The sequence below is a fragment of the Lysinibacillus sp. GbtcB16 genome (assembly GCF_019091145.1).
In the GTDB taxonomy this organism is placed as follows: domain Bacteria; phylum Bacillota; class Bacilli; order Bacillales_A; family Planococcaceae; genus Lysinibacillus; species Lysinibacillus fusiformis.
Genome location: NZ_JAGXJV010000004.1, coordinates 141,558 through 158,279 on the forward strand (window position 1 = coordinate 141,558; position 16,722 = coordinate 158,279).

Annotated in this window: 9 protein-coding genes; 5 read left to right on the top strand and 4 right to left on the bottom strand. The window is 36.9% G+C overall.

Annotated elements, in window-relative coordinates; translation table 11 throughout:
• Nucleotides 1-6 precede the first annotated feature (6 nt).
• On the bottom strand, nucleotides 7-675 hold the full coding sequence (locus KVT27_RS16845) for a peptidylprolyl isomerase (protein ID WP_217581647.1): 669 nt from the start codon (nucleotides 673-675) through the stop codon (nucleotides 7-9).
• Between the two features lie 710 nt (nucleotides 676-1,385).
• Between KVT27_RS16845 and KVT27_RS16850 the strand changes: the two genes are divergently transcribed.
• Nucleotides 1,386-4,163, top strand: coding sequence for a bifunctional diguanylate cyclase/phosphodiesterase (locus KVT27_RS16850; protein WP_217581648.1), 2,778 nt, complete (start codon nucleotides 1,386-1,388; stop codon nucleotides 4,161-4,163).
• Nucleotides 4,164-4,196: 33 nt separating this feature from the next.
• Nucleotides 4,197-5,837, top strand: coding sequence for a thiamine pyrophosphate-binding protein (locus tag KVT27_RS16855; RefSeq protein WP_217581649.1), 1,641 nt, complete (start codon nucleotides 4,197-4,199; stop codon nucleotides 5,835-5,837).
• Nucleotides 5,838-5,904: 67 nt separating this feature from the next.
• Here the strand turns inward: KVT27_RS16855 and KVT27_RS16860 are convergent, their stop codons facing one another.
• Both KVT27_RS16860 and KVT27_RS16865 read right to left on the bottom strand, forming a co-directional pair.
• Nucleotides 5,905-6,495, bottom strand: a complete 591-nt coding sequence (locus tag KVT27_RS16860; RefSeq protein ID WP_217581650.1) for a hypothetical protein — start codon at nucleotides 6,493-6,495, stop codon at nucleotides 5,905-5,907.
• 91 nt (nucleotides 6,496-6,586) lie between these two features.
• Nucleotides 6,587-8,461 carry a leucine-rich repeat domain-containing protein gene (locus KVT27_RS16865; RefSeq protein WP_217581651.1) on the bottom strand — a complete coding sequence of 625 codons (1,875 nt, stop codon included), beginning with the start codon at nucleotides 8,459-8,461 and terminating at the stop codon, nucleotides 6,587-6,589.
• A 262-nt stretch (nucleotides 8,462-8,723) separates the two neighbouring features.
• Between KVT27_RS16865 and KVT27_RS16870 the strand changes: the two genes are divergently transcribed.
• Nucleotides 8,724-9,701 carry a tRNA dihydrouridine synthase gene (locus tag KVT27_RS16870; protein ID WP_217581652.1) on the top strand — a complete coding sequence of 326 codons (978 nt, stop codon included), beginning with the start codon at nucleotides 8,724-8,726 and terminating at the stop codon, nucleotides 9,699-9,701.
• Nucleotides 9,702-9,785: 84 nt separating this feature from the next.
• Here KVT27_RS16870 and KVT27_RS16875 read toward each other — a convergent pair whose 3' ends face one another.
• Complete coding sequence (locus KVT27_RS16875) at nucleotides 9,786-10,598, bottom strand: MBL fold metallo-hydrolase (protein ID WP_208704933.1); 813 nt, start codon at nucleotides 10,596-10,598, stop codon at nucleotides 9,786-9,788.
• 303 nt (nucleotides 10,599-10,901) lie between these two features.
• Between KVT27_RS16875 and KVT27_RS16880 the strand changes: the two genes are divergently transcribed.
• Together KVT27_RS16880 and KVT27_RS16885 are read left to right on the top strand one after the other, a co-directional pair.
• Nucleotides 10,902-12,086: an MFS transporter gene (locus KVT27_RS16880; protein WP_208704932.1), complete on the top strand. Its 1,185-nt coding sequence runs from the start codon at nucleotides 10,902-10,904 to the stop codon at nucleotides 12,084-12,086.
• A 414-nt stretch (nucleotides 12,087-12,500) separates the two neighbouring features.
• The gene (locus KVT27_RS16885) at nucleotides 12,501-16,616 is read left to right on the top strand and encodes a S8 family serine peptidase (protein WP_254636180.1); all 4,116 of its coding nucleotides are present in this window, start codon (nucleotides 12,501-12,503) and stop codon (nucleotides 16,614-16,616) included.
• Nucleotides 16,617-16,722 lie beyond the last annotated feature (106 nt).

The window sequence follows — 16,722 nt, forward strand, 5'->3', positions numbered from 1 at the left end:
TAATGTCTACTTATTTACTTTAGGTGCCGGGTAATCAAAGCCCTTCGTGTCCACCTCTACTTTTTTCATTTGCTGATCTTCTAATGGTTTATCGGTAGCATCTCGCTCAGCTACAACTATAGCATCTACTGTTTCCATACCTTCAAGAACCTTCCCAAAAGCAGCGTAGTCTCCATCTAGATTCGTCGATTCTTTTACCATAATGAAAAATTGTGATCCTGCAGAGTTTGGATCTTGCGAGCGTGCCATTGAAATGACACCACGTTCATGTTTCAGATTATTGTCCCAACCATTTGAGGAGAACTCGCCATCAATTGAATAGTCAGGTCCACCTGTCCCATTACCTGAAGGGTCTCCACCTTGAATCATAAAATCAGGAATGACGCGATGGAATATAAGACCATCATAAAATCCTTCCTTCACCAATGAAATAAAGTTCGCTACAGTATTGGGTGCTACAGTAGGCTCTAATTCGATGACAATTTTATCATCATTGTTCATCGTAATCGTTACAATCGGATTTTCTTTCACCTTTGATGCGTAATTTTCTTCTGATTCCTTCGTTGTACTTCCCTCTGTTTTCTTACTGTCCTTAGCTGTACCACAGCCCGTCAATACAAAAATGATTGCTAGCAACGATAACACTACATAAAAGCCTTTGTTACGTGTGAACATCTTTTCAACTCCTCTTATTTACCATCTATTCATTATAAAACTATCCCATGCTTGACCACAATCAATCACCCATCATGTTGAGGTGATTTCTTGTACCATAAATTAAAATATGTTTTGGATATAGCACAAATAATAATCAGAATATTTCATTATTTAGGAGGTGAATGCTTGTTTAGAGAGAGGAATTTTTATTGCACTGTAGAATAAAATCTAGGAAGCTCTCTTATATTGAATATAATTCCATGTTGTCATTTTAACTTTAGACCTTTGGAAAATGAGCTGAAGTTTTACTTAGATAGATAGCGGTCAAATAGATAGTAATAATATTTTAATATTCTTCCGTTAAAGTTGAAAAAGCCCATTTTTGAACTGGCACATAGTTTTCCTGTGAAAATGCTACAAAGTGCCATACAAGATTATTGCATTTTTTTTGATGAACATTTACTTTTCATTCCTAGTAAAAACCTAATAGATCATTATCGCTACTGTAGAATGTATTTAATTTTATGCAAAGGAATCTAGTCCTATATCAAAAGGGTAATGGCTAAAACCGAAAAATACTATTAAGAAATTTTAACTAATTTCTACATTTTTTTACCTACCTGATTATTACTACTGTAAAATAAAATAATAAGACATTCGATACGAATAAAGCAAAAATTTAACAATTTTTCTACAGGACAATGACAAAAAATTGGGGGTTCATTTACATGTCTATAGAACAAACGAGATATTCTCGACTGGCCAATATAACGAAAATGATAAACATGAAGCTAGATTTACGTGAAGTATTGGAGCAGGTAACAATCGCAATATCTGAAGAAATCGTCAACTGTGATTCAGTGGGAATTTATTTACCACAAGAAGATGGAACATTCAGAGGATATGTAGGAAAACCAGAAGTGATTAACGGCTGGACATTGAATATGCATGTCATTGAGACTGAAATAGATTTACTAGCGAAGGAAGTGATTGAAACAAAGAAAACAATCTATATTCCTGATACTTCAAGAGACAATCGCCCTGACCCTAGAGCCGTTGAAGGATTTCATATTAAATCTTTATTAGTACTTCCTATTTCGTTTGAACAAGAGCTGTTTGGACTTGTTTTTTTATTTGATTATGGAATTCCAATGAACTTAACAGAGGAACAAATTCAAACGGTTGAGGCCTATGTAAATATGGCTGCGGTGGCCATTCAAAACGCAAACAACTTAACTTATAAAGAGCATCTTATAAATGAAAAGCAGTTACTGCTCGATGTTACACGCGACCTATCCATGTGCTCTTCGCTACAGGAAAGCCTTGATAAATGCTTTTTCTACTTAGAAAAGGTTTTAGATAATAAAAATATAGGTGTTCATTTATTAGATCCTTTAGCAGAAAAAAGTATTAAACCAGCTAAGTTGAGTAAGGATAGCGATTGGACCGAAGAGAATTGGCTTAAAACGCATAACAAAATAAAAATTGATGAGAGTAATGACCCTGTCATGCAGGAAGTTTTTACAACGAAAAAAGCGATTCTTATTCCAAATGTATTTGAGGATGACAGGCCAAATCATGAAGTTTGTCGTAATTTCGGCATAAATGGATTAGTTATGTTTCCTTTGATTTCAATGGGTGAAATTTTAGGACAAATTTCAATTGTTAATCTTGAAAATAAACCTTTTTTCTATTCTGAAACTCAATTACAGTTAGCTCAATCCATTGTTGATACTACTGCATCTGCCTTATCCAACCAGTTATATATGGAAAAACAAGAGATTATTATTGAGGAGAGAACATCAGAAGTAAGAGACAAAAATAAAGAGCTTGAACGAGTAGTCGCGGAGTTACAGCAGCTTAGCCGTGAAAAAGAGTTAATTCTCAACTCGGCAGGTGAAGGGATTTTTGGATTGGATCTTGACCGTAACATTACATTTTGCAATCCAGCAGGTGCGCTCATGCTGGGGTATGAAACAGATAGAGAATTGATTGGACAATCAGTTGAAATTATTATGAGTGGTTGTGAAGCAGAGGACAACATGACTGTTTCATCCTTTTTAAATGCAAATTTTAACAGCTATGAAGTATTTTTCAGAAAAGATCATTCCAACTTCCCTGTTGAATACGTCACTTCTTTAATAAAAGAAGGAGATAAAGTCGTAGGCGAAGTTATTACATTTAAAGATATAACGCAAAGAAAGCAATTAGAAGAGAAAATTAAATACCACGCCTACTTCGATAGTTTGACGGATTTGCCCAATAGAGTTCTTTTAATAGACAGACTAACGCAAGGACTGAAGTATGCGAAAGTAAATGGTGAAAAATTAGCTGTGCTTTACTTGGATTTAGATCGTTTCAAGTTAGTAAATGATTCGTTAGGGCATAGTTATGGAGATTTATTGCTTCAAAGTGTTGCCAAACGTTTAAGTGCTTGCGTCCCAGAAGATGCAACTGTATCAAGGCAAGGTGGAGACGAGTTTACAATCTATTTACCTAATATTAAGTGTGAGAATGACATTTTAAAAGTTATTAATTGTATCAATGCTTCTTTCTCGCAACCTTTTAATTTAATAGACAATGAAATATATATTAAAACAAGTATTGGTATCAGTTTATTTCCTGAAAACGGCGATACTACAGAAACGTTAATCAAAAATGCTGACACTGCCATGTATAAATCAAAGGAGACACCTGGCACTAGCTACCATTTCTTTAGTGAAGGAATGGATACAAGAACTTTTGAGAGTATCAAACTTGAAAATGATTTATATAAGGCTTTAGAGCGCGATGAATTGATTATCTTCTATCAGCCACAAATCAATTATAAAACAAATAAAATTAAAGGTGTGGAAGCTTTATTAAGGTGGAATCATCGAGAACAGGGCATGATAACGCCCGATAGGTTTATTCCACTTGCTGAAGAGACAGGGTTAATCGTTCCAATCGGTGAGTGGGTTCTTAAGGAAGCATGCAAGCAATTAAAAGAGTGGCATAATCAAGGATATCCTTTAATTAGTATGTCTGTGAATTTATCTGTCCATCAGTTCGAGCAGAATAATTTATTTTCTATTATTGAAAATGTCTTAAATGAAACAGATTTGTCTCCTGAGTATTTACAGCTAGAACTCACAGAAAATCTAATTGTAAAAAATACAGAGGTAACATTAAAGACGATGACACAATTGAATGGCCTTGGGGTCAATTTAGCTATTGATGATTTCGGTACTGGTTATTCATCTTTAGGCTATTTAAAAAATTTGCCGATTTCCACATTAAAAATTGATAAATCCTTTGTACAAGAAATGTTAACGGATGATGCAGCGGCTATTACTAATACAATCATTACCCTAGCTCAAAATTTGAAACTGGAGGTTATTGCTGAAGGGGTCGAAACAAAGGAGCAAGCAGACTATTTATTGGCACAAAATTGTCATTTAATGCAAGGATATTTTTTCAGTAAGCCTATGAAAGCTGGAGAAATTATGAAAAAATATTTCTGTTAGCCTATTAAATAAATATGCAAAGGAGAAATGATGATGAAAGCAGCTCGCACAGTCTTAGAGTATTTAAAAAATAGTGGTGTGCAATATATTTTTGGTATTCCAGCAGGCTCCGTCAATGCATTTTTTGATGAACTCAATGATATGAGTGAATTAACACCTATTGTCACAAAACATGAGGGAGCAGCATCCTATATGGCTGCGGCTTACGCAAAATACACCAATCATCTAAGTGTTTGTATTGGTTGTAGTGGACCTGGTGGAACAAATCTAGTAACAGGTGCCGCAAATGCTATGCGGGAGCATTTACCGGTTTTATTTTTAACCGGTGCTGTTCCTGTTAACACGATCGGTTTAAATGCCTCTCAAGAGCTAGATGCTGAACCAATCTTCCGACCAGTTACCAAATATAGCGTAACGGTGAAAGAATCGAAGGATTTACTAACAGAAATAGTGAAAGCATCAGAAATTGCTCTATCTGGCGTGCCAGGTCCTGTACATATTGCTATACCAATAGATGTTCAACATGAAACCGTTCCAAACGTAGAAATACCAGCTCCACCAAAAGGAACAGCTATTGTTCCTGAATTAGATACCATTAAACGTGTAGCTGAAGAGCTATTAGCAAGAAGAAGTGGCTATATTTTAGTAGGTCAAGGGGTAAGAAACTCTGTTGAACAACTATTAGAGTTAGCAGAAATTTTAAATTGGCCAATTATCACAACACCACAAGCTAAAGGGTATATTCCAGAGGATCATCCTCTCCTACTTGGTGTGTTCGGTTTTGCCGGCCACGAGGTTGCCTCACAATTAATAGCTGATGGCGATGGGCAAGTTTTATTCATTGTCGGTTCAAGTTTAGGTGAGACAGCCACAAATAACTACAACTTAAATCTTACGAAAAATCGTTTTTCAATACAGCTGGACTTTGATCAATCCGTGTTCAACCGTAAATATGAAATCGATCTCCCTGTGCTAGGTGACATCCATAGTAGTTTATTATTGCTTATTGAAGAACTAAGAGCTAAAGGTCTAGCAAGAACTTCGTTTGAGGTTACAGAAAATAAAGATATTTATGAAGAAGACACAGGGGAATATAACACGAAAAATGTATTGTTAACTATTCAAAAATATTTACCTGCCTCTACAAGATATGCTATTGATATTGGTGAATTTATGTCCTATGTCATTCATCATATGAAAGTAGTAGATTATGATACATTTAATTTAAATGTCCATTTTGGAGCTATGGGAAGTGGAATTGGATCTGCCATTGGTTCAAAGTTAGCTGAACCTGAACGTCCTGTTGCATGTATTACAGGAGATGGTTGCTTTTTCATGCATGGGATGGAGATTCTAACAGCAAAAGAATATAATCTACCCATTTTATTTATTGTCATGAATAATGCTCGTTTAGGGATGGTCTACCATGGACATGCTTTACAGTTTAAGCGTACGCATCCATCCTTTGAACAACATCCAATTAATATTAGTGCTATGGCTTCAGCGATGGATATACCTAGCTTCCAAGTAACAGAGCTGCAAGACCTTAACCAAGATATGCTTCATAACTTGATGAATTTAAAGGGTCCAGCTGTATTGGAAGTAGTGTTAACCGACAATAATACACCTCCTATGGGAGATCGAGTTAAATTTTTATCCTCTTTTGGAAAGTAAATTTTATCACTAATAATGAAAAGTCATATAGATGGGATGAATAACCCCTCTATATGACCTTTTTAATTTATACATGTGCAAATGATTGTTGAATGACCCCGAGTATCGCACCTATTGTTTTTCCTTTAAAAGCATCTAAAACAGCTTCACCCGTGGGATTTGAGTAATAGTAGCTATCCTTTGTATCGTCGAAGTAATATCCGATACTTGCTAGCTCATGCTGTAAATTAGTTGGTAATTGTTTAAGCCCAGTTTGTTCTACGAAATAATTTGTAGGATAGACCTTCACATCTATATCTCCTGCTCCTGTATGTACGACAAATAAATCCTTTTCATGTTGAACAATCCATTGACCCTTTGAATATAAAGATAGCCTTGCTCCCTCTAGTGAGGAAATGGCATCCAAATTAACACCAAACATTTCATTTAGAATATTTCGAGCCTTTGCCCCTGTAATAGTTCCCTCATATTGTTGTAGAAAGGAATCTATGGCCTCTCTTCCTGATAATGAAGACATCCCTTCCATCTCTTTATTGACAATAGGAGCCTCATCTAAGTTAATTTTATAAATTAAATCTACAGCATGCCAAATCTCCGTACTACTAATCTTCTCTTCATACGTCTCTAAATGCTGATCCATCATTTCTGCCTTCTTCATTTTTCGGCCCTCCTATAAAGCTATTCTATCGCCTCTCATATTGTAATAACCTAAAAATCCACACTTCTAATGTTTTAAATTACGCATAACCTTAATAAACCATAATTCCCTTGTCTAGAGCAGATTGATTTTGTACCGGATTCCCTAGAATATAAAGCTTTTTTAAATTCGGTAGATTCACTAAAGGCTCTATATTTGAAATAGCGTTGTTTTCCAAGTGAAGCACCTCAATTTGTTGCCAATTCTCCAAAAAACTTAACGATTGTAATGAACTATCTTGTAAAGTAAATGAACGTAGAGCTGAAAAATCAGCAAAGAAAGGCATCATCTTATCAACCTCATGCACCCAATCACCATTCCCTACTCGCATCGATACATCATTTAAAGTTAAATGCAACAGCACATTGTTTGTTAAAGGATGCTCATTCGTAAATTGAAAATTACATTTAGAACATTTTAATGTTTTTACATGTTTTAGATTGAATAGCTCACTCGTTCCCTCTTCAAAAACCGTCTCGTCAAAATGTAGTGTTTGCAAATTAGGTAGATCATTTAAAGAACTAATCTCTGTAAAAATTCCATACTCCTTCGCTGTAAGTTGTTCGAGCTTTGGGTATTTCCGTAATTGTGCACCATTTAATGTCGAATCCCCTCCACTTATGTCCACAATCAAATTTGTTAAACTAGGTGCCTCTAGCTTAGGTATAAAAGAGCCTGTTATTTCCGCCTTTTTCAAATGGGGCGCTACTATCCGTGGAGTGTCGCCATAGTAACCTGTTAGCGTTAACTCCGTGAGTGACGATAGGCTGTTCACAATATCAAGTAATTCTAACTGACCTGGAGAAGATAAGCGTAGCTTTGTTAAAGACGACTTATTTCTTAATTTTTCTAAATTAGCAATGTTCATATTTTCAAGATCAAGTGATTGGAGATTAGGCATGTTTTGTATAAAATCAAGAGTTTTTAAATTTCTTACCGAAGTAAGCTTCAATCCCTGTAATTGATTCAATGAATAAAAAGAGCTAAAATCTGTCGCATCACTATTATCGATTGTTAATGATTCTAAATTTGTTAAAGTAGATAGCCATTTAAAATCATTGGTAAATTTTAAAGACAGTGATTTTAGCGGCAATTTATTTAGAAGCTGAAAATCTGTGACATCTTCCGCCATATAAGATATTTCTAGTGATTGGAGATTGGGAAACTCTAATAATAAAGCAAGCTCATTATTACTTCGAATTTGGATAGAGAGTTCTGAAACCGTAGATTTATCGCTAAAGTATTCTGCAATTTTACTAAAAGATTCATTAAAGCTTCCTGTATAGCTTTTCAAGTTTTTCAAATGTCGAAAGCTTACTTTTTCACTTTGCGATATTTCATAATCATTCATCAGCTTCAATACAGTCAATCCAGTAAATGCCTCGAAGTCCTTTTGTTCAATTTTTTGTGTGTTTAATAACTTATCCTTCATAGTATAGGTCACAATTTCTGCTTCCTTATTTGTAAACGGATCGTCCAGACTGTAATCAAAATGCCATTGATCCTCAGAAAAATAGGCAGCCAAATAACGGATGCTTGCAATCTCTTCTTCACTTGGCATTACATCCCCCTTTTCAAAGACATCTTTTAAAAAGAGTAGTAAAACCTCGCTTTCTGGTATTGTTCGTACAGCTGTCTCTCCATAATTTCCTTCTTCTTTTTGATGGTTGCTTAACAGCAAATATCCAAAAAATACACATAGAAAGACAAACGGAATAAGAAGTAATACTTTTAAATTCGATTTTGGACGTGTCGCTGTTTGAGGAGCAGTTGGACCATAATAATTATTAATCGTTTGATCTACATAGTAGACTTTATTTTCTTTTAACATTATTTCAGTATCACAAAATGGACATTTAAATGAATGCCCCTCTTTAAATTCAATGTTTCCATTACAATTAGGACATTTTAATGTAACAAATTCCACTGGCAATCCCCCTCCCTGTCTATTTCCAATTAAGCTTAGTGGTCTGAAAAATAAATGTCAATATTTCTAAGAAATACTAATGGTATCCCTCCTTTAGATTAGCCATAAAAATGCTGTGAAGACCTATACTCATTCCCCATTAATGTAAAGAGGACCAACTTCGAACTTTCTTATAGGGCCTAAGCCAATTAGTTGTGAAGAAATAAACGAAATATGTTATCTTTTTGCAAGGTAGTATTTTGGAAAGAGAGGATTTTCATCAATGAATCAAAATAATTTCTGGCTTGATTTACCACGGCCATTTTTCATTTTAGCACCTATGGAGGATGTGACAGATGTTGTATTTCGTCATGTCATTAGTGAGGCAGGTCGTCCCGACGTATTTTTCACGGAATTCACCAATACGACAAGCTATTGTCATCCAGATGGTATGGATAGCGTGCGTAACCGTTTAGCTTTCACAGAAGATGAACAGCCGATTGTTGCCCATATTTGGGGAGACAACCCTGAACATTTCCGTCAAATGAGTATCGGTATGAAAGAGCTGGGCTTTAAAGGGATCGATATTAATATGGGTTGCCCAGTCGATAATGTAGCTGAACGTGGTAAAGGAGCTGGCTTAATTCTTCATCCTGAACTAGCATCAGAGATTATCCAAGCCGCTAAAGCTGGTGGTTTACCTGTTAGCGTAAAAACAAGACTTGGCTTTACAGATGTAGCAGAGTGGCGTGAGTGGCTCACTCATATTTTAAAACAAAACATCGCTAACCTTTCTATTCATCTACGTACACGAGAAGAAATGAGTAAGGTCCCCGCACATTGGGAATTGATTGCAGATATAAAAAAACTACGGGATGAAATAGCTCCTGATACATTGCTAACGATCAACGGAGATATTCCTGACCGAGTGACAGGTTTAAAATTAGCTGAGCAATACGGTATCGATGGAGTAATGATTGGGAGAGGCGTGTTTTCAAACCCATATGCCTTTGAGCAAGAGTCGAAGGAGCATACTGCAGAGGAATACCTGAGCTTGCTATCCCTTCACCTTCATCTTCATGATCATTATTCTAAGGAATTTGATACTCGTTCATTTAAAGCATTACAACGTTTCTTTAAAATATATGTGCGTGGCTTCAAGGGAGCTAATCAATTACGCATTCAATTAATAAATGCCCATTCAACCGATGAAGTACGTGAACTACTTGCAGCGTTTACTGGAAACGAATTAACAAAGTAAGCTTTCATAATAAAGGAGACTGGCTACTGCAAGCCAATCTCCTTTTTGGTTGCTTTGTCATCCATGTCGATGCATTCTAGAAGACTACAAATGCTCTTCTGAACTTTCTTTACAGATCATCTCTTTATTGTCAGTATGAATGCTTTTCATTCCTTCAAAAAATGAATACTCGCTCCTTAAATAATTCTCTAACTCCCCTTTATCTTGTGGAAGCTGAGTTAAGTAATACTTTGAGCTATCGATTCTTTTTTGAATTTCTTGTTGATTTTGGGTCGTCGTTCCGTGACCGGGTATATGGGTTGTGATGGCATGATTATGTAAAATCCTTTCAGCCTTATTCATCGTATTCACATAATCCTTATAGCTGCTAAAGATGAACGGAAATTCAATATCGGACAAGTAATCGCCCGAAAGAAATAACCCGTATGGCTCTATCACTGTAAATAAACCATCATCTGTATGGCCAGGGGCTTGGTAAAAGGTCATCGTAATGGAATCTAACTCTACTGTATATCCATCCTCTGAAACGACAATATCAACTGTAGGATATACAGGGGAATAACTCCTATGTAAATAATATTTCTGATCAAATTGGTGAATTTTGTGAATGCTTTCTGCTTTATTCGAATTGTCATCAAATCGTTTAGAGGCAATTACCTTGGCCTCTGGAAACGCTCCTGAACCAATTATATGGTCAAAATCACTATGGGTATAAATAATATATAGTTGTTTGTCACCCTGAATGTTATTTATAAAATCTTGAATTTCTTGAATTTCGCTAGGCAACCAATTAGGATCTGTCATAATGATTGCTTCATTCGTTTGAATGATTGCCGAGGTAGTCATATATAATGCACTTTGAAAAACTGTAGTAGTATGATTTTGGAATTGAATCATCAGGAATCTTCCCTTTCCTTTTTTAAAGGTAGTTAGTACGGTAGAAATTGAACAAGCTTTCTTCATGTTAAATTTCGACCAAACTTAGTAAATTCCTCCTTTAAGAAAAAATGTAAGGAAGCAGGATTGATGTTTAACCATAGTTGATGTAGCTATTAAAATTAGTAGCCTTATCGACAGTGGAAATCCAATAATCCCATGCAATCTAGAAAGATTTTTCTTGTAAAAATATTTTATGATATGATGTTTAGGTTGTTTATCTACTCTGTGACACATTTATATTCATCTAAGAAAGAGGTATTTATGCACCACACTCAATTATCCAAGAGACATTGGTTACTTATTTTCACACTTACTTCATTAACATTCGTGTTGGGGACAAGTGAGTTTGTCATAGTCGGAATCTTAACTGATATTTCTTCAAGTCTAGAAATGACTAATGCAAAGGCAGGCACACTCGTTTCTGCATTTGCCATTACATTTGCCGTTGCTACACCACTCGTGATGTCCGCAACAAGTCACTTTCCAAAGCGTAAATGGATGTTGTTTTTGATAGCAGCTTTCATCGTCTTTAATGCTTTGTGTATCATTTCTACGAACTACATTATGCTGCTGCTACTTCGTATTATGACAGCGGTTGTAACAGGCGTTTTAATTTCACTAGCCATGATTGTGGCAAGCGAAACCATGCCGAGTAACAAACGTGGACTTGCCATTTCATTCGTTTTCGGCGGTTTCACACTGGCAAATGTCGTGGGGGTACCAATTGGTATTGTTATTTCCAACTCGTATGGATGGAATGCCACTTTCATGTTAACCACTTTACTAGGAGGGGTTGCATTTTTGGCATCCTTTTTCGTCTTGCCAAATGGGCTCAGTCAAGTACGTAGCTCCATACGGGATCAGTTTTCTCTCATAATCAAGCCACGTATTTTAATGGCCTTTTTCATTCCTGCTCTAGGATTTGGTGCAACTTACGCGGTCTTTACGTACCTTGTCCCTATTTTGAACGGAATGGGAGCGCCAAATAATTCTATTAGTCTTATCCTTTTTGGATATGGGTTTATTTCGATATTCAGCAATATTCTCGCTGGTAAAATTGCCAATCACAATGCTATCGGTCGTCTTCGTTTCGTTTTTCTCGTGCAGGCAATTGTGCTAATTTGTTTATTTTGGACCTCCAATCATTTTATTTTAGGGCTAGTCAACATCGGGTTAATGTCGTTAATGGCCATCCTGTTAACAACATCTACTCAGCTATATTTAATTGACCTTGCCGAAATTTACCAGCCAAGCGCTAAAGGATTGGCCGCTTCACTTATGCCAGTTGCGAGTAACGTTGGTATTGCCTTTGGATCTGCATTAGGAGGAATTGTTTACCATCAAGGGAATTTAATGAATGTAACATGGGTCGGTGGGCTCGTTGCGATCTGTGCAAGCCTACTAACATTTTTTAGTTATCACTTAGACCAAAAACAATCTGCATAAAAAATCAAATGACATTTACTGATGAGGTAGTTTACCACATACTTTTAGCTGGCGATTTGTAAAAAAATCGCCAGCTATTTTTATTTTTAAGCTATTACATAATCCCTTCAATCACTCCTCCTATTGGCCTCCCTCTTTTTCTATAAGCTACTACAGCCATCTATACCTACTTTTATCTGTTTCCATAGGAGTAATTGAGAAAACTTGGATAGGTATTTCTCATTGGAAAGTTCTGCTTTTTTATTCCATTACTAGGAAAATAGATTTAATCTATCTTTCATAAAATGATACTAATTATCAATATTTCAGAATATTTAAATATTCCGATACTCGAATTAGTTCCATTGTGATAAATTGGAAATATCACACTATACTGAAAAGTGTGACAATAAAAGGTAGGGGAGGAAATGAGATTTGAAAAATTTTAAGTTTATGAAGTTTTTTAGTAGTATTCTAGTTTTCGTTATGGTGCTCTCTTTATTGGTTCCATTGTCGAGTGCTAGTGCTGAAGAATCGAAACCATTCAAGCAGGATAGTCAAAGTGAAAGTATTATCCAACTAAAGGCGGCTATTGCTGAACAGCTAAGCTTATCTAAAGATGGCCCAACTCTCCACGAAAGTTTACAAAATGTATCAGGCAATCAACAGGTTGCAGTCATTGTTCATTTATCTGAAAAACCTGTTGCACTAGAGCAAGGTATAAGCGAAATCAAAGGCCAAAAATTCTCTAATTCCCAAGCAAAAGAAGTTCGCTCTAATGTAAAAGTACAGCAAGCACAAGTAAAAAAGGAGTTAGCTACTAAAAAGGTTCAAATGACTCAAGGATACACATTTGATACTGTTTTAAACGGTTTTGCGGCAACTGTGAAAGCAAACGATCTCCCGAAACTGCTTACAGTAGAAGGAATTACATTAATAGAACCTGATGTCATTGTTCATGCATCAGAAGATGATTCGACGAAATCATCAGAACTTATAAAGGAAGATCAATTAGAAGCTCAAATGAATACAAGTAATTCTTTTCTTGGCATTGAAGAGCTTTGGAAGGAAGGGCTTGAAGGACAAGGTATAAAAGTAGCTGTATTAGATACTGGTATTGATGCAGATCACCCTGAATTCGCTGGAATTTATAAAGGCGGAAAAAACTTTATTCCAAACTCTTCGACATACACGAAGCCTCGGGCAGATAATGATGCATCGGAAACATTGCCTTCAGAGCGTCCAGCTGGTACTCCTGAATTTAATGAAAAAGGAAGCGCGTTCTATACATCTCACGGTACACATGTTGCTGGAACAATTGCGGCAATCGGTGCTAACGAATACGGCATTAAAGGGATCGCTCCAAAAGTAGACCTTTATGCTTACCGTGTTCTTGGGGCATATGGAAGTGGTGCTACTTCAGGTATTGTTAAAGCAATTGAAACAGCTGTCATTGAAAAAATGGACATTATCAACCTTTCACTTGGCGGGGGAGCTAACACTGAAACGGATGCTGGTTCATTTGCTATAAATAATGCCATGATAGCTGGAACAATCGGAGTAGTTGCAACAGGGAACTCTGGTCCGAATCGCGGAACAATGGGGACGCCTGCAACCGCTCGACTAGGAATTGCTGTTGGTAACACAACAAATCCTGAAATCATGTACAACGGTGAAGTGAAAGTGACAGTTGGCAACTACAATTTAACTAAACAGCTTCCATTAATGGGAACTACTTTCGGAAAAAATGTAGCTACACAGCTTCAAGGAGAATTTGATGTAGTTGCTGTTCCAGGAAATGGAGAAGTAAAAGACTTTGAAGGAATTGATGTAGACGGTAAAGTGGCATTGATTTCTCGTGGCAGTATCGCCTTCGTTGATAAAATTGCGAATGCAAAGGCAAATGGAGCTGTCGCAACCATTATTCATAACTTTGCAGGTGGATCAAATGCACCGGACATTTCAGGCACATTCCTTGGTGATGCATTCGAATATCTACCAACATTTGATATGTCTCAAACGGATGGAAATGCCATGCGCGCTGCATTAGCAGGCGGAACAGGTAAAATAAGCTTCAGTAAATTTGCTTCCACAAAGACACTGGGGGATGATGTAAACTCTTCAAGTTCACGTGGACCATCTACTCCAAACTTTGATATTAAACCAGATGTAAGTGCACCTGGAACAAATATTATGTCAACGATTCCAATGTATAAAAAAGATTTCCCTGATGCGGATTATGCAGAAGCTTATGGCCGTAAAACAGGAACTTCTATGGCAACACCGCATATTGCAGGTATAGTGGCCTTAGTTAAACAAGCCAATCCTAATTGGAATGCGTTTGATGTAAAAGTGGCGCTTTCTAATACGGCCAAGGTTTTAGATAAAACAACATACGATGTGTTTTCTCAAGGTGCGGGGCGTGTAAATCCGTATGCTGCAGCGCACCCAGAGATTCTTGCTTATGCACTTGATACCGCAATTTTAGATGGAACAGGTGCCATTACTGAAAACTTGAAAGGTACAGTTACTTTCGGTCCACAATCACTGAAGGACCAGGATATTTCTGTAACGAAACAAGTTCTAGTAAAAGACATGAAAGGAAACGGTGGTAATTATAGCGTTTCAGTTGATGTGACCAAAACATTTGGTGATGCAACGGTTACAGTCGATCAGCCGACATTTAATTTAAACGGTGAGCAAGTGTTAAATATTACATTAACTGCTTCACAGGCTATAGCACCAAACGGCTCTGAAATACTAGGCTATATTTATATCAATGGGGGAGATACAGAAATTTCATTACCATTCGCAGCTGACCTTGGCGGCGAGGCAGTAACGGAAATTAAAGATTACAAGATTACAGAAACAGACCTATCCTTTAACGGAGATGGCGTGAAAGATTCAGCAGTCCTTTCATTCACATTAACTGGAGATGTAACAACTAACTATATCGAGCTATGGGATATTATGAATCCTGAAGGTGGCGAATACGGCGACGGTTACATTGGTTATCTCCATGCAGGTACTGCGCTAGGAAAAGGCTCTTACACACTGAATATTGGTGGGCAGTACAAACCATGGGGAACAGAACCTGCCACAACGATTCCAGATGGTCTCTATACAATTGACTTTACAGGTCTTGCAGCATCAGGTGCAATTTCCGACTATGTTGGACCAATTATTGTGAAAACGACTAAACCAGAAATTTCGGGTTCAGTAGCTGATGGCGTCGCTACAGGACAAGTAACAGATAAATATATCGACTACAATGAAGAATTAGCTTTATATGATTTAAATTACAATTTAAATGATAAATTAAAAGCTTCCTATATTTCGACGGTAAATGGCCAAGTAAAAGCACCTGTTGCTTTTGAATTAAATCAAGATGGTAGCTTCACATTCCCAGTAACAGCGGAAACTAATGCTGTATCTGTAGTCATTACGGATGCTGCCGGGAATGTTGGGGAAGCAAAAATATATGAAAAAGAAATAGTTGAACCAGTAGTAACACTTTCTGTAAATCCAACTGAGCTAGACCTTACAGCTGGGGAAACTGCACAGCTTAAGGTAACGGAAACATCAACACCTGCAGAAGGTGATGCAACAGAGGAAGACGTAACATCAAAAGCTACGTATGCTGTTGGAGATGAAAATGTTGCAACAGTAGTAAATGGATTAGTCACTGCAGTAGGTGAAGGTACGACTACCATTACTAGTTCATACGGTAAAAATACTGTTTCGGTAAATGTTACAGTTAAAGCACCTGTTGTAGAACCAAAAGTAACACTAGAAATTGACCAAGCACAGGTTGAAACAAGAATCGGTAAAGAAGTTACCGTGAAGATTACTGAAGTAACTACTGTTAATGGTCAAACAACAGAAAAAGATGTTACTAAGCTTGCAACCTATGAAGTAGCAAATACTAAAATAGCTACTGTCAATGCAGGCGTTGTAAAAGGAAAAGGTCAAGGTACTACGACGATTACGGTAACGTATGGTAACCACACACTAACATTTGATGTGTTAGTTGAAAAGCCAGGTAATGACAATGGCAATGGTAATGGTAACGGCAATGGCAATGGTAACGGCAATGGCAATGGCAATGGCAATGGCAATGGCAATGGCAATGGCAATGGCAATGGTAACGGCAATGGTAATGGTAATGGTAATGGTAATGGTAACGGCAATGGCAATGGTAACGGCAATGGTAATGGTAATGGTAACGGCAATGGTAATGGTAACGGCAATGGTAATGGTAATGGTAACGGCAATGGTAATGGTAACGGCAATGGCAATGGCAATGGCAATGGCAATGGCAATGGCAATGGCAATGGTAATGGTAATGGTAACGGCAATGGTAATGGTAATGGTAATGGTAACGGCAATGGCAATGGCAATGGCAATGGCAATGGCAATGGCAATGGTAACGGCAATGGTAACGGTAATGGTAATGGTAATGGTAATGGTAATGGTAACGGCAATGGTAATGGTAATGGTAATGGTAATGGTAATAAAAATAATACTGAAGTTATCATGCTTAAGGCATAATTCACCTCAGAACAAGCAAAAAGAGAAATTGCTCTGTGCAATTTCTCTTTTTGTCTTTTCGTATAAGGCCATTGATATTCTCGACATTTTTGATAAAAATCTGTAC

Bases quoted from the DNA above. Each gene is read 5' to 3' on its own strand.
- KVT27_RS16855 (WP_217581649.1), top strand. From the start codon at position 4,197: ATGAAAGCAGCTCGCACAGTCTTAGAGTATTTAAAAAATAGTGGTGTG.
- KVT27_RS16880 (WP_208704932.1), top strand. From the start codon at position 10,902: ATGCACCACACTCAATTATCCAAGAGACATTGGTTACTTATTTTCACA.
- KVT27_RS16870 (WP_217581652.1), top strand. From the start codon at position 8,724: ATGAATCAAAATAATTTCTGGCTTGATTTACCACGGCCATTTTTCATT.
- KVT27_RS16875 (WP_208704933.1), bottom strand. From the start codon at position 10,598: ATGATTCAATTCCAAAATCATACTACTACAGTTTTTCAAAGTGCATTA.
- KVT27_RS16860 (WP_217581650.1), bottom strand. From the start codon at position 6,495: ATGAAGAAGGCAGAAATGATGGATCAGCATTTAGAGACGTATGAAGAG.
- KVT27_RS16845 (WP_217581647.1), bottom strand. From the start codon at position 675: ATGTTCACACGTAACAAAGGCTTTTATGTAGTGTTATCGTTGCTAGCA.
- KVT27_RS16850 (WP_217581648.1), top strand. From the start codon at position 1,386: ATGTCTATAGAACAAACGAGATATTCTCGACTGGCCAATATAACGAAA.